Source organism: Mesorhizobium sp. M0771, from assembly GCF_040320155.1.
In the GTDB taxonomy this organism is placed as follows: domain Bacteria; phylum Pseudomonadota; class Alphaproteobacteria; order Rhizobiales; family Rhizobiaceae; genus Mesorhizobium.
The window spans coordinates 172,712-187,128 of the sequence record NZ_JAMYPC010000012.1; the positions used below are offsets into that span (position 1 = coordinate 172,712).

At 63.8% G+C, this 14,417-nt stretch carries 15 protein-coding genes; 13 read left to right on the forward strand and 2 right to left on the reverse strand.

What is annotated here, in order from left to right:
* Positions 1-37 precede the first annotated feature (37 nt).
* Positions 38-976, forward strand: a complete 939-nt coding sequence (locus NKI05_RS19520; protein WP_023690788.1) for an NAD(P)-dependent oxidoreductase — start codon at positions 38-40, stop codon at positions 974-976.
* Between the two features lie 18 nt (positions 977-994).
* Here the strand turns inward: NKI05_RS19520 and NKI05_RS19525 are convergent, their stop codons facing one another.
* Positions 995-1,777, reverse strand: coding sequence for a FadR/GntR family transcriptional regulator (locus tag NKI05_RS19525; protein WP_023673051.1), 783 nt, complete (start codon positions 1,775-1,777; stop codon positions 995-997).
* A gap of 180 nt (positions 1,778-1,957) precedes the next feature.
* Entirely contained in the window at positions 1,958-2,947 is a 990-nt protein-coding gene (locus tag NKI05_RS19530; RefSeq protein ID WP_023673050.1) for a sugar-binding protein, read from the reverse strand.
* A 465-nt stretch (positions 2,948-3,412) separates the two neighbouring features.
* Here NKI05_RS19530 and NKI05_RS19535 point away from each other — a divergent pair, with 465 nt between their 5' ends.
* The 12 genes from NKI05_RS19535 to NKI05_RS19590 all read left to right on the forward strand — a co-directional run bounded on the left by NKI05_RS19535 (position 3,413) and on the right by NKI05_RS19590 (position 14,392).
* Entirely contained in the window at positions 3,413-4,153 is a 741-nt protein-coding gene (locus tag NKI05_RS19535; protein ID WP_023673049.1) for an ATP-binding cassette domain-containing protein, read from the forward strand.
* Between the two features lie 41 nt (positions 4,154-4,194).
* Positions 4,195-5,193 carry an ABC transporter permease gene (locus NKI05_RS19540; RefSeq protein ID WP_023673048.1) on the forward strand — a complete coding sequence of 333 codons (999 nt, stop codon included), beginning with the start codon at positions 4,195-4,197 and terminating at the stop codon, positions 5,191-5,193.
* Positions 5,194-5,232: 39 nt separating this feature from the next.
* Positions 5,233-6,003: an SDR family oxidoreductase gene (locus tag NKI05_RS19545; protein WP_031205458.1), complete on the forward strand. Its 771-nt coding sequence runs from the start codon at positions 5,233-5,235 to the stop codon at positions 6,001-6,003.
* Positions 6,004-6,153: 150 nt separating this feature from the next.
* The gene (locus NKI05_RS19550; RefSeq protein WP_023815617.1) at positions 6,154-6,981 is read left to right on the forward strand and encodes an AraC family transcriptional regulator; all 828 of its coding nucleotides are present in this window, start codon (positions 6,154-6,156) and stop codon (positions 6,979-6,981) included.
* A gap of 113 nt (positions 6,982-7,094) precedes the next feature.
* On the forward strand, positions 7,095-7,538 hold the full coding sequence (locus tag NKI05_RS19555; protein ID WP_023815618.1) for an SRPBCC family protein: 444 nt from the start codon (positions 7,095-7,097) through the stop codon (positions 7,536-7,538).
* Between the two features lie 16 nt (positions 7,539-7,554).
* Positions 7,555-8,349: an FAD binding domain-containing protein gene (locus tag NKI05_RS19560; RefSeq protein WP_023815619.1), complete on the forward strand. Its 795-nt coding sequence runs from the start codon at positions 7,555-7,557 to the stop codon at positions 8,347-8,349.
* Positions 8,350-8,409: 60 nt separating this feature from the next.
* Positions 8,410-8,892 carry a (2Fe-2S)-binding protein gene (locus tag NKI05_RS19565; protein ID WP_023815620.1) on the forward strand — a complete coding sequence of 161 codons (483 nt, stop codon included), beginning with the start codon at positions 8,410-8,412 and terminating at the stop codon, positions 8,890-8,892.
* A gap of 11 nt (positions 8,893-8,903) precedes the next feature.
* Positions 8,904-10,271: a xanthine dehydrogenase family protein molybdopterin-binding subunit gene (locus NKI05_RS19570; protein ID WP_023826542.1), complete on the forward strand. Its 1,368-nt coding sequence runs from the start codon at positions 8,904-8,906 to the stop codon at positions 10,269-10,271.
* Position 10,272: 1 nt separating this feature from the next.
* Positions 10,273-11,277: a xanthine dehydrogenase family protein molybdopterin-binding subunit gene (locus NKI05_RS19575; protein ID WP_023699673.1), complete on the forward strand. Its 1,005-nt coding sequence runs from the start codon at positions 10,273-10,275 to the stop codon at positions 11,275-11,277.
* A 7-nt stretch (positions 11,278-11,284) separates the two neighbouring features.
* Positions 11,285-12,166: an AAA family ATPase gene (locus NKI05_RS19580; RefSeq protein WP_023815622.1), complete on the forward strand. Its 882-nt coding sequence runs from the start codon at positions 11,285-11,287 to the stop codon at positions 12,164-12,166.
* Between the two features lie 202 nt (positions 12,167-12,368).
* The gene (locus NKI05_RS19585) at positions 12,369-13,505 is read left to right on the forward strand and encodes a vWA domain-containing protein (protein WP_352792947.1); all 1,137 of its coding nucleotides are present in this window, start codon (positions 12,369-12,371) and stop codon (positions 13,503-13,505) included.
* Positions 13,505-14,392, forward strand: a complete 888-nt coding sequence (locus tag NKI05_RS19590; RefSeq protein WP_023682245.1) for an amidohydrolase family protein — start codon at positions 13,505-13,507, stop codon at positions 14,390-14,392. The genes NKI05_RS19585 and NKI05_RS19590 overlap by 1 nt, the downstream gene beginning before the upstream one ends.
* Positions 14,393-14,417: the final 25 nt, after the last annotated feature.

Here is a 14,417-nt window from a genome sequence, read left to right on the forward strand (position 1 = left end):
CCGCCCAATATCAATCATCGCAACAGGACTTCAAGACATGACCACGACCGCCGCGAGCGAAAAGATCGGCTTTATCGGCCTTGGCCTGATGGGGCACGGCATTGCCAAGAACATCGTCGACAAGGGCTATGGCCTGACCTTCCTCGGCCGCAAGAACCGCAAGCCGGCGGAAGACTTGGCTGGCCGGGGTGCGAAGGAAGTGGCCACCTCGCGTGAGGTGGCAGCGGCATCCGATATCGTCTTCATCTGCGTCACCGGCTCGCGCGAGGTCGAAGCCATCATCCGTGGCCCCGGCGGCCTCAAGGAGGGTCTGAAAAGAGGCTCGGTTGTCGTCGATTGCTCGACCGCCGATCCGGTCTCGACCGTGGCGCTGGCGGCGGAACTGAAGGAGATCGGCGTCGACTTCGTCGATGCACCGCTCAGCCGCACGCCGAAGGAAGCCTGGGAAGGCACGCTCGACGCCATGGTCGGCGCGCCCGACGCGCTGTTTGCCCGTGTGAAGCCGGTCATCGAAACCTGGGCCGGCCGCATCGTCCATATTGGCGATACAGGTGACGGCCACCGCATGAAGCTGCTCAACAACTTCATCTCGCTGGGCTATGCCGCGATCTATTCCGAGGCGCTGGCGCTGGCCGAAAAGGTCGGCATCTCGCCACCGCGTTTCGACAGCGTCATCCGCAACGGCCGCATGGATTGCGGCTTCTACCAGACCTTCATGCGCTGGACGCTGGAGGGCGACCGCGACGCGCATAAATTCACCATCGCCAACGCCTTCAAGGACCTGACCTATCTGGAATCGATGGCGGGTGCGGCCGGCATCGCCAACCCGCTCGGCAACGCCACCAAGAACTCCTTCGCCGGTGCCCATGCCACTGGCCCGGCCGAGCAATTCGTGCCGATGCTGGCGACATATGTCGGCAAGGTCAACGGCGTCGACCTGATGCCCAGCAAGGATGGCAAGAAGCAGACGATTTGAGGTGGCGAAAAGCCTGTGTCAGCGCCTCGACCGGCCGATAACATCGTCGGTGTTGGCGAGCAGTTTGTGCACCGCATTGCGCGCGGCCGCAGGGCGCTGCAGGCGGATGTTCTTCTCGATCGCCTCATGCAGCGCCTGCGCCCGCCGCTGATCGCTGGTCTCGCGTGTGACGAAGACAAAGAGATGATCGAGCGCCGACTCGATCAGAACGCCAAGCGGCACCAGCAGATCGTTGCCCGAGGCGCGCAGTATGGCGAGGTGAAAACGCGTATCGGCGCGGATACGCTCCTGCAGGTTCAGAGCCTCGCCCATCTCACGACAGGCCTGGCTGATCTCGTCCATCTGCTCGTCGTTGCGCCGCGTGGCGGCAAAGGCCGACGCTTCCGGCTCGATGATGTGACGGAACTCCTGCACCGTGCGCAGGAAGGCTTCCCGGTCCGGCCCGGTCGCGTACCAGGCCAGCACATCGCGGTCGAGCAGGTTCCAGCGTTCCCTGGGCTCGACCCAACTGCCGATCTTGGGCCGTGAAGCCAGCAGGCTTTTGGCCATCAGCATCTTGATGGCTTCGCGCACCGCCGAACGACTGACATCGAAGATCTCGGCCCATTTGGCCTCGTTGGGCAGAATGGTGCCGGGCGGATAATCGCCGCGCACGATTCTGAGGCCGATCTCGCCGGCCAGCGAGACATGGACGCTCGCTCCCGGAAAATGCGCGGCACCGGCCCTGCGCATGACAGCCGGACCGCGGCTGGCTTGTGCCTTGGCCCGCTCGGTTCGCTTCTTTGATTTCTCGTCCGGCATTCACGTTCCAATGCGTCGGCCGTCTGCGTCCGGACTGGTCCGAACCTGCACGGCGCGCCGATCTCGTTGCCGAAAATTCCAAACTACAGACGCGTCAAAGCCGGAGCCTGCTGCCCCAACCGTTGCGTCCGTCCGGGAAGAGACGGGGCGCCCGTCAAAGGGCGCCCCGAAATCGAGAACCTACTTCTGGATGCAGGTGTCGACCGTGTCCTTTGTGCATTCGTCGAGGCCGGTGAACACCGGATCGGCGACGGCCTTGCCTTCGACCAGATCGATCATCACCGACGGTGCCTTGTAGCCCATTTCGAACGGCCGCTGACCAACCAGAGCGGTTACAAGGCCGTCACGGGCGATCGCCACTTCATCGCCGATCGTATCGGCGGCGCCGATGACGAAGTCGTTGCTGGCGATGCGGTCCTTGAGCGGCCCGAACAGGTCGCGATAGGGCTGCGGTGCGCCAAACAGCGGCCAGCCGCCCATGATGCCGAAGGCGTCGAGCTTGGGATTGGCGGCGAGGATGTCGGTCATCGCCTGCACGCCCTTGGCGCCGTCGTCATTGGTGAACACCGGGCAACCGGCGACTTCGGTCCAGCCGCCTTCGCCGGCAAGTGCCGCCAGGCCTTCCTTGCCCGACAGCGCGTCACGCATGCCCTGCGCGCGGCGCAGGATGTTGTCGGCCGCGGGATTGCCTTCGATGGTACAGATCGTGCCGCCGTTCGGCTTGCCCTTCTTGATGTACTCGCCGATCTTGTGACCCATCAAATAGTTGTCGGTGCCGAGATAGGTCTTGCGCAGCGCGGCATCTTCCTTGCTGAGATCGGCGTCGAGCGTCATGATCGGGATCGTCGGATTGGCGGTCTTGATCGTCTGAGCGATCAGCGGCGCGTTGGATGGCGAAATCGCCATTGCCACCGTGTCGGCCTTGCTCAGCATGTCCTGAACGATCTGCGCTTCGCCGGCCTCGTCGGAGGTCGATGCCGGGCCGGTGTAGAAGCATTCATATTCCGAGCTTGCATTTTCCTTGTTCCATTTCTCGCAGCCCTGGTGGATGGCTTCGAAGAATGGATTGTCGAGACCCTTCACCACGATGACGAGCTGTTTCTTGGCCAAAGCCGGCCCGGCGCCCAGCGCCATGGCGGCGACGGCGGCGAGCAAAAGTGTTTTCCTCATGTCAGTCCTCCCTTGAAACAGACGGACACGGCGTGCCCGCCACACAGATCGACCGGATGCTTAATGACCGAGGTTCGTTTCACGAGCACTCGTGTCGCCAAGACAGATCGATAAGCATTTCCAGATGCGGCATTGGCCCGGCTCACACAAGGGTGGCGCCGCAACCTCGACCGATAAACCTCCGCCGATTCCGCCCGGCTAACCGCCAGCGGCATCGGCATAATCTCCTCCGACGCTTAGCTAATATCGGCTTGCGGCCAACGTCAATGCTATTTGTCCTACAAAACGGATTTTTGGATAACCAAGGCTTCAATTCGTCCGACAATTGATTGACGAGCGCCGGCTTTTGCGTAAAAGAACGCTGACGCTGTTTCCGGGAGGAGATGGGGAGAGCGGGGCCAAAGCAGCGCCGGCATTCACGCCGGGAACAGCAGCGGGTCGCAAAACACGGGGAGGCAAAGACTGGTGGCGGTTCTCGAACTCACCAATATCTCGAGGCATTTCGGCGCCATCCAGGCGGTCAACGACGTATCGCTGTCGATCGAGCCCGGACAGGTGGTCGGCCTGATGGGCGACAACGGCGCCGGCAAGTCGACGCTGGTCAAGATGATCGCCGGCAATTTCCGCCCCAGCCATGGCGTCATGCGCATGGACGGCAAGGAGTTGATCCTGCACAAGCCGGCGGAAGCTCGCCAGCACGGCATCGAGATCGTCCACCAGGACCTGGCGCTGTGCAACAATCTGACCGCTGCCGCCAATGTCTATCTCGGCCGTGAATTGCGCCGCGGCTTCGGCCCTTTACGCATCCTCGACTATGCCGCCATGTACAAGCGCGCCGGCCAGCTCTTCGCCGAGTTGAAGTCCGAGACCCGTCCGCGCGACCTCGTCAAGCAGATGTCGGGCGGCCAGCGCCAGGCAGTAGCGATCGCGCGCACCATGCTGTCGCAGGCGAAGATCGTGTTGATGGACGAACCGACGGCCGCGATCTCGGTGCGCCAGGTCGCCGAAGTGCTGAACCTGATCCGCCATTTGCGCGACCAGGGCATCGCAGTGGTGCTGATCAGCCACCGCATGCCTGACGTGTTCACCGTCGCCGACCGCGTCATCGTCATGCGGCGCGGCCGCAAGGTCGCCGACAAGACGATTGCGTCAAGTTCGCCCGAGGAAGTCACCGGGCTGATCACCGGCGCCATCGAACAGGTTTGATCTCAGCGAATTTCACCACGCACAGCACATGAAGGTCGACGATGGCACTGACAATTGACCAGCCGATCGAACAAAAGCAGCAATCCTTGCCGGCAAGACTGTTTGCCAGCCAGACCTTCTGGGTGGTGATCGCGGTCATCCTGGCCTGCCTGTTCCTGTCTTTTGCCACCGACGCCTTCGCCACGTCGAAGAACCTTTACAACATCACCCGCAACATCACCTTCGTCGCCATCATCGCGCTCGGCATGACCTTCGTCATCATCACAGGTGGCATCGACCTGTCGGTCGGTTCGGTGCTCTGCCTGTCGTCGATGGTGCTGGCCGTCACCATGCATGCCGGCTACTCCATCGAGGTCGGCATCCTCGCCTCGATCGCCACCGCGCTCGCCATAGGCGCCTTCAACGGCATCATGATCGCCTATCTCGGCTTTCCACCCTTCGTGGTGACGCTCGGTATGCTGTCGATTGCCCGCAGCCTCGCCATGGTCGCCTCCAACAACACCGTCGTCTTCCAGTTCGGCCCGGATCACGACAAGCTTCTGGCGCTGGGCGGCGGTGCATGGGTGTTCGGCATCGCCAATCCGGTGCTCTACATGATCCTTTTGGCGCTGATCACCGGCTTCACGCTGCGCTGGACCAAGTTTGGCCGCCACATCTTCGCCATTGGCGGCAATGAGCACGCGGCGACGCTGACCGGCGTTCCCGTCAAGCAGATCAAGGTCGCCGTCTATATGATCTCGGCGCTGGCGGCGGGCATTGCCGGCATCATCCAGACCGGATGGCTGGGCGCCGTCACCACCAATCTCGGAACCGGCATGGAACTGCAGGTCATCGCCGCCACGGTCATTGGCGGCGCCAATCTCGCCGGCGGCGTCGGCACCGCCTTCGGCGCCATTGTCGGTGCCGCGCTCATCGAAGTGATCCGCAACAGCCTTGGTCTGCTCGGCATCAATGCTTTCTGGCAAGGCGTGTTCATCGGCGGCGCCATCCTGCTCGCGGTGCTGTTCGACCGGATCCGCAACTTCAGGCGCAATGACTGAATGTTTTTGGACTGAACCTTTCGGCTGGAAACCGTTGCCTTGACATCGAAAACCCTGTTCGAGCTCAACGGCCGGCTGGCGCTGATCACCGGCTCCGGCCAGGGCATCGGCCTGGCGCTGGCGCGCGGCCTTGCCGAGCATGGCGCAAGTGTCGTGCTCAACGGCCGCGATGCCGGCAAGGTTGCCGGTGCTGTCGCCGGCTTGCGCGACGCTGGCTTCAAAGCGCACCCCTCGACCTTCGACGTGACGGATTTTCGCGCGGTCGATGCCGATGTCGCCCGCATCGAGGCCGAGATCGGCGCCATCGACATCCTGATCAACAATGCCGGCGTGCAGTTCCGCGCTCCGCTCGAGGACTTTCCCGAGGAGCAGTGGGAGCGGCTGTTCAAGACCAATGTCTCCGGCGCCTTCCATGCCGGCAAGGCGGTCGCCCGCAATATGATCGCGCGCGGCAAGGGCAAGATCATCAACATCGGCTCGGTGCAGAGCGAACTCGCCCGGCCCAACATCGCGCCCTATACGGCCACCAAGGGCGCAATCCGCAATTTGACACGTGGCATGTGCACCGACTGGGCGAAATACGGCTTGCAGGTCAATGCCATCGCCCCCGGCTATTTCCGCACCGAGATGAACCAGGCGCTGGTCGACAACCAGGAATTCTCCGCCTGGCTGGAAAAGCGCACGCCGGCTGGCCGCTGGGGGTATGTCGACGAACTGATCGGCGCCGCCGTGTTCCTCGCCTCCGACGCCTCATCCTTCGTCAACGGCCATACGCTTTATGTCGACGGCGGCATGACGGCTTCGGTTTGACGGGAAACCCTATCGCTCAGTCTGAAAATCCACCACTACGGCCGGCAGCACACAGCGGCTTTCGCCCCGCGCCTTGACGCGAGCCCGAACTCAGCCGCACAATCCCGTCGCAGGCGAAGGGAGGCCAGTCGTCTGCGGGAGGTATAACCCATGACGGACGCGATCAGGCTCTATTGGGGCCGGTTCGGACATGTTTCTGTCCTGAATGTCGCCAGCGACTTCGTCACCCATGCGCATGTCGAGGCCCACATCATCATCTGGCTGGAGGGCACGGCCGGCGAGATGACCGTCGGCCGCGACACGGTGCCGCTGGGTCCCGGCACCGCCGCCGGCATCAATTCCTACCAGCCACACAGCCACATTCTGTCGCAGAACGGCAGGCCCGGCCTGTTCCTCGCCTTCTACATCGATCCGGATTGGGCGCGCCGGCGCCGCGACCTGCCTTCGTCGGCGCCGTTGTTTGCACAGGCTGCGATCACGCTCGAACCATGGCTGCACCAGGCCGCCGCCAACCTGCTCGATCATTTGAGCGATAATGAAAGCATCGACGACGTCGCCAATTACGAGATCGAGCGCTTCATCGATAGCGTGCTCGACGCCGCCGACGCCTCGGCGCCGCAGGAGACGCGCATCCGCGTAAACACCATGCAGGATTTCCGCGTCCGCAAGGCGATCCAGCTGATGAAGGCCAATGTCTGCGAGCGCATTTCGTTCGACGACGTCGCCCGCAGCGTCGGCCTGTCGCGGCCGCATTTCTTCGCTTTGTTCAAGGAACAGACCAATCTGACGCCCAACGTCTACTGGAACACGCTGCGCATGGAGGAAGCCGTGCGGCAGTTGCAGTGGTCGCAGGAGCCGCTGATCTCGGTCGCCTGCAATCTCGGCTTCACCTCCCAGGGCAATTTCTCGCGCTTCTTCCGCGACCATGTCGGCGTGCCGCCGACGCTTTACCGCGAGGCGGCGCGGGCTATGGCCTGAGCCAAGCCGCTCGTTTTTCAGACTCCTTGATAGGGCCGCAAGACCCATTGATAAGCGCAGCACCGGCCGCCGCCCTACCCTGCTGCGTATCGAATTCGTAGGGGAATGATCATATGGCTGAAGTCACCGTCTCCAGCGTCATCGACGCGCCGGTCGAAAAGGTCTGGGCGCGCATACGCGACTTCAATGACCTGCCGGGCTGGCATCCGCGCATGGTCAAGAGCCATATCGAAGACGGCAAGAGCGCCGAAACCATCGGCTGCGTGCGTAATTTCGAGCTCGCCAGCGGCGCGCGTATCCGCGAAAAACTGCTCGACTTCTCCGATGCGAATTTCCGCGTCAGCTATTCGATCCTCGAAACGCCGCAACCGCTGACCAATCACAAGGCGACGCTGCAATTGCGCCGCGTGACAGACGGCGACCGCACCTATGCCGAATGGACCGCGAGCTTCGACGCGGCACCCGACGAGGCCGACAAGATCGCCGCCGGCATGGCCGCCAATGTCTTCCAGGGTGGCTTCAATGCGTTGAAGAGCCATTTTTCTGGCCAGAGCTGAGTCAGGGGAGACTGCCATGGCGCTTGCCCTCCAGACCTTTTCGGCCGTCAGGGATGCCAACGCGGCGCTGAAGGCGCCCGGCACCCGCTATCTCGGCGGCGGCACACTGGTCGTGCGCGCCGCCAATGAAGGCGATATCTCCGTCTCCGGCCTTGTCCGCTCGACCGATCCGACCCTTTCCGGGATCACTGTTGCCGGCGGCAAGGTCCGCATAGGCGCTTCGGTGACGATGGCGGCTATCGCCCGCCATCCGGAGCTTGCGGCGCTGTCCAAGGCCGCACGCGCCGTCGGCGGCCCGGCAATCCGCAATATGGCGACTGTCGGCGGCAATCTGTTCGCACCCGCGCCCTACGGTGATTTCGCTGTCGCCCTGCTGGCGCTGGATGCGACGGTTGGCACCGATGATGGGGAATTGCCTATCGAGGATTTCCTGGCCAAGCGGGACGGCAGCCGCGCCATCGTCACGTCAGTCGCCTTCGCACTGCCGAAGGCTGAGAATTTCCGCTTTCTGAAAGTGTCGCGGGTCAAGCCGAAGGGCGTCTCGGTGCTCAGCATCGCCGCCGTTCTCGAACAGGCCGGCGACGGCACTGTCTCCTCGGCGCGGATCGCGCTCGGCTGCATGGCAGACCGGCCGATGCGCGCCCGCGCTGCGGAAAAGGCACTGATCGGCAGCAGGCTTGACCAGGGCGGCATCGCAGCGGCGCTGGCTGCAGCCGGTGAAGGCACTTCGCCAATCACCGATCCGATCGCCAGCGCCTGGTATCGCGCCGAGGTTCTCCCGGTCCATCTCGGCCGGCTGCTGCTTACTTAACCACCGCTTGGGGGGCGCGCGTCTGTCCGATCAATCGGGCAGGCGCGCTGGGAGGAAAACATGACAAAGGTTCCGGTTCAGTTCACGCTCAACGGCTCGGAGAAGGCCGAATTTGTCGACAGCGGCACGACACTGCTGCACGCGCTGCGCGACAAGATCGGCGACACCTCGCCCAAGGGCGGATGCCACCAGGGCACCTGCGGCGCCTGTTCGGTCATCATCGACGGCGAACTCCGGCTCTCTTGCCTGATCCTGGCCGAGACCTGCAGCGGCGCCGACATCCGCACCACATCGGGCCTCGCCGAGGCCGGCGTGCTGCACCCGCTGCAGCGTGCCTTCCTCGATGCCTTCGCCACGCAATGCGGCTTCTGCACGCCGGGCATGATCATGGCCGCCAAGGTGCTGCTCGACCACACGCCCAATCCGAGCCGCGAGGATGTGAGCGAGGCGCTGTCCGGCAACATCTGCCGCTGCACCGGCTACGAGCCGATCATCCAGGCGGTGCTGACCGCGGCCCGAGCCAATTCGCAGAACGCGGCCTAAGGACCAAAAGAATGGAACTGCGCAAAAACTATTTCGCCGATCAGCGCAAGGACGGCCTGCACGAGATCGGCCATGGGCGGCCTCGGCTGGATTCGCCGGGCCATGTGACGGGCAAGACCGCCTATTTCGCCGACCGCAACTTCCCGAATATGCTTCACCTGAAAATGGTGCGCAGTCCGCACCACCATGCCCGCATCCGTTCGATCGACACTTCCGAAGCGGAGAAGCATCCCGGCGTGGTGAAAATCCTCACCGCCAAGGATGTGCCGCACAATGTCTATACCATCCTGATCCTGATCCAGGTCGGACCGGAAGACGAGACGGTGCTGGCCGACGGCAAGGTACGCTGGAAGGGCGAGGCGGTGGTGGCGGTGCTGGCCGAGACCGAGCGCGCGGCTCAGGAAGCGGCAGCCAAGGTCAAGGCCGACTACGAGGTGCTGCCGGCCGTCTTCGACATGGAAGAAGCGCTGAAGCCTGGCGCGCCTTTGGTCAACGAATATCACGGCCAGAACTATTATCTCTATGACAGCGGCGAATGCCGCAAGGTGCGCTTCGGCGATGTCGAGGCGAGCTTCGCCGGCGCCGACCACATCCTCGAACAGAGTTATCAATCCTCGCCCATCGAGCATGCGCCGACCGAGACCACCGGTTGCGTCGTGGTGCCCGAAGGCAATGACCGCTTCAGCTGCTACACCAACACCCAGGCGATGTTCTTCACCCTCGACAACGCCTCGATCATCCTGCAGATGCCCGGCTCAAAACTGCATTTCGTCGGCGGCACCGTCGGCGGCGGCTTTGGCGGCAAGGTCGACGTCATCGTCGAGCCGATCGCCATTCTTGGCGCCAAGCTCACAGGACGTCCCGTCTCCTTCATCTACAGCCGCGAGGAGGAGATGCAGATCTCGTCACCCCGAGCGGCCGAAAAGATAATCATCAAGGATGGCGTGATGAACGATGGCCGCATCGTGGCTCGCAAGGTGACCGGCTACACCGATGCCGGCGCCTATTCGCGCCACTCGCCTTATGGCGCGCAGAAGGGAGCGGCGCACTATCCCGGCCCCTACACCATTCCCAATGTCTGGATCGACACCTACTGCGTCTACACCAACCGCACCCCCTCCTCCGCGATGCGCGGCTTCGGCGTCACCATCGGCGACTTCGCGCTTGAGGTGCAGATGGACAAGCTGGCGCGGCTGATCGGCATGGACCCGCTCGAATTCCGCTTCATCAACGCCTATCGCGATGGCGACATGAAGGCGCATCGCCAGCCGACCGAAGGAGCGGCGCTGATCGAGTGCATGCAGGAGGCGTCGCGCGCCGCCAACTGGCCGGTGGCGGAGAAGTATATGGCGATGTCCTCCTACAAGAAGGGAGCTTGAGATGGCGATAAGGCGCGGACGCGGCGTCGCCGCGATCAACTACCCGACGGGCATGAATCTTGGCGGCGACCCGACGCAGGCGCTGGTGCATTCGACGCCGACCGGCAATTTTATGGTCACACTTTCGTCGGTCGATCTCGGCCAGGGCCTGAAGCAGATCATGGCGCAGATCTGCGCCGAGACCATCGGCGTGCCGACCGACCGGGTCACCATCGACACCGCCGACACCGACACCGGCCCGCACTGCATGGGTACCTTCGCCTCGCGCGGCACCCACCGCGCCGGCAATGCCGTCATCCAGGCGGCCAAGGAAGCGCGCCAGGTGATGTTGGAAGTGGCGGCGGAAGAGCTGGAGGTCAACGCTTCCGACCTTGAGACTGACGGCCAGGGCAATATTCTGGTCAAGGGCGCGCCGCAAAAGTCGATCTCGATCTTCGATGTCGCCTTGTCGGCGCATTTCAAGCGCGGGCGCTCGATATCCGGGCGCGGCATGTTCCTGATCCCGCGCTCATATCCGGAGAAAGAGACCGGCGCGATGAAGCCGTCGACCTGCTACGCCCATGCCTGCACGGTGGCCGAAGTCGAGGTCGATGACGAGACGGGCGAGGTTACGGTGCTGACCGTGAAGAACGTCTTCGAGATCGGCCGCGCGCTGAACCCGAAAATGGTCGAGCAGCAACTGGTCGGCGGTTCCTGGATGGGCATCAGCCACGCGCTCTACGAAACGACCGAGCCCTATTATCCCAACCGCGACCATGGCGGCACCGACTTCAACCAGTATCTGATGCCGGGACCGGGCGATCTCGCCCAAACCGAGATCATCGTGCTGGAGCGGCCGTCGGCGGATGGTCCTTACGGTGCCAAAGGACCAGGCGAAATGTGCGCGAACCCGCAGATCCCCGCGGTTGCCAATGCCGTCTTCGACGCCGTCGGCGTGCGCATCGACACGCTGCCGATCACACCGGAGCGCATATTGCGCGCGCTGAAGGCGCAAGCGGCGAACTGAGGACGACATGCAGGAGCCGAATGCCGAGACTGTCGCGACCTCGCCGGAGGCGGTGGCACGCCACCTCGCTGGATCGCGCTACCTCGCCGACGACAGCCTGGCCACCGCCATCTTCCTGGCCATACGGCTCGGCAAGCCGCTGCTGCTGGAAGGCGCGCCCGGCGTCGGCAAGACCGAAGCTGCGAAGGCGATCGCGCAACTGCTTGGCCGCGATCTGGTGCGGCTGCAATGCTATGAAGGCATCGACGCAGCACACGCGCTCTACGAATGGAACTACCAGCGCCAGCTGCTCGCCATCCGCCATGCCGGCGAGCATGAGATCGACATCTATGACGACCGCTTTCTGATCGCGCGGCCATTGCTGCAGGTGCTGCGGGCGCCGGAGCAGCGCGTGCTGCTGGTCGACGAGATCGACCGCTCCGACCACGAATTCGAAGCGCTGCTTCTCGAATTCCTCTCCGACTTCCAGATCAGCATCCCTGAGCGCGGCACGATCCGCGCCGAGGCGCAGCCGATCGTCATCCTGACCTCGAACCGAACCCGCGAACTGGCGGAGGCGCTGCGTCGGCGTTGCGTCTATCACTGGATCGGCTATCCCGACGCCGAGCGCGAAGCCGCCATCATCATGCTGCGCGCCGGCAATGTCGCCGAGACCACCGCGCGCGCCGTGGCGAATGCCGTGCAGTCGATCCGCGCGCGGCCACTGGCCAAGCCGCCCGGCATCTCCGAGGCCGTCGAATGGGCCAACGCCGCCACCATACTGGAGAAAGGCGGCAGCCCATGGCCGCAAGCCTTCCGCCGCGCCATCGGCGTGCTGATCAAGGACGAGGAGGATTTGTCCGCGATCGCGCCGGAGCTTGGTGCCATCGTCGAGGAGGCGCTGGCGTGAGCCGGGACTTCGGCAATGCGCAACGGCGGCGGGACAGCGCCCCCCTCTGTCCTGCCAGACATCTCCCCCTCAAGGGGGGAGATCAGCTGTCATTGTGGCTTTCGCCAATCTCCAGAGTTGCAGACCTGAGCAAGGCGCCGAAGCCGCCAATCTCCCCCCTTGAGGGGGAGATGTCCGGCAGGACAGAGGGGGGCGCGAAGGAATGATGCGTCAGGGAACCCTTCCTCTCGCCTCCGCGCCCTTCCTCCACTTCGCCCGGCTGCTGCGCCGCCACGCCTTTGCCGTCGCCCCCGAGCAGGTCTCCAGCTTCATGCAGGCGGTCACCCTGCTCGGTCCCCGCTCGATGGCCGACATCCGCGAGGCGGCGCTCGCAACGCTTGCCCCCCCGCCCGATCGCCGCGGCGAATTCGAGGCGCATTTTCGCAATCACTTCCATGGCGGTGGCCAACCCTCGATCGAAGGCGAGGAAGACGAGGAAACCCGCATCAAAGACGATCACGGCACGCGCCAGGAGGAGAAACAGACCACGCGCCAGGAGAAAGGCGGCGAGCTGTCGTCGGCAATCGAACAGCTCAGCAGCCGCGACTTCCTCCGCGACGACGATGGCCTTGGGCCCTTCCGCCGCAAGCTCGCTTCAACCCTGCCCGCGCGCCGCTCCTTCCGCACCGTGCGCTCCCATTCGCGCGGCAAGCTCGACCTGCGCCGCTCGCTCAGGGAAATCGTCAGCGCCGATGGCGATATCCCCTCGCCGCAGCTGCGCCGCCGCCAAACGGTGCCGCGCAAGCTGCTGATCCTGATCGATGTTTCCGGCTCGATGAAGCTGTACACGGCGGACTACCTCAAACTGGCGCACGCCGCCGTACAAGGTGCTGACCGTGCCGAAATCTTCACCTTCGGCACGCAGCTCACCCGAATCACGTCCGCACTGCGTATCCGCGATCGCGACCAGGCTCTCGCCCGAGCGGCGGCACTCGTAGACGACTGGGACGGCGGCACGCGCATGGGACCGACCCTGCTCGCCTTCCTCTCGGTGCCGCGGTTCTCGGCCTTCGCGCGCGGTGCCGCTGTGATCATCCTGTCGGACGCGCTGGAGCGCGGCGACCATGCCGATCTCGAGACCGCGATAGGCCGCCTGAGCGCCCGCGCCTTTCGCCTGTCGCTGGCCACACCTTTGGCCGGCGATCCGCGCTTCCAGCCGGCAACGGCGGCGTTGCGCGCCATCTTGCCCGATCTCGACGATCTCATCGACGGCTCTTCGCTCGGGAGTCTCACCGATTTCATCCTGTCGCTCGCCCGCCCTGCCCCGGCGTCGTCGGCAATCTGGAAAAGGGTATCGTGATGCAGAAAGCCATCGACGCGCATTTCCACATCTGGCGCCAGCAGGATCAGCCCTGGCTGGTCGGCCCGATGGTGCCGCGCATTTTCGGCCCCTACGAGCCGATTCGCCGCGACTATCCGATCGAGGAATTTCTCGCCGATCAGCAAGGCGCAGGTGTCGAGAAGGCCGTCTATGTCCAGACCAACTGGGCCAAGGAGGATTTCGAAAAAGAAGTCGCCTTCCTGCAGAAGACTGCCGACGAGACCGGCTGGCCGCACGCTATCGTCGGCTATACCGATATGACCGTCGACGATGTCCGGCCCCAGATCGATCGATTGAAAAAGTACCCGCTGCTGCGCGGCGTGCGCATGCAGATGCATTGGCACGAGACGCCGGCCTTCCGCTTCGCTGCCTCGGCCGATCAGGTCATCGACCCCAAGGTGCGGGCCAATGTCGCGCGGCTTAAAGACTATGGCCTGTCCTTCGACCTGCAGCTTTTCCCTGCCCAGATGAAGGACGGGCTGACGCTGGTCGGCGAGAACCCGCAGATCAACTTCATCCTCACCCATGCCGGCATGCTGACCGGCTTGGAGCCGGAAACCACCGAGGCCTGGAAAGCCGGCCTGAGTACGCTATCAACAGCGCCGAACTTCTACGCCAAGCTGTCGGGCCTCGGCACCTTCGCCCACCGCAACGATCCGGCGTTGATTGCCTACATCGTCGACAATGCCATCGACATTCTGGGCGCTGACCACCTGATGTTCGGCTCCAACTTCCCGATCGAAAAACTCTGGACGACCCATGCCGAACTGATCAAGGCGCACCGCGCCGCGGTAGGCAAGCATGGCGCAGCCGCCGAGGCGGATATCTTCTGGAACACGGCCGAGAAGGTTTACAGACCGGCATAGCGCACGCTTCCCCTTCTCCCACAGG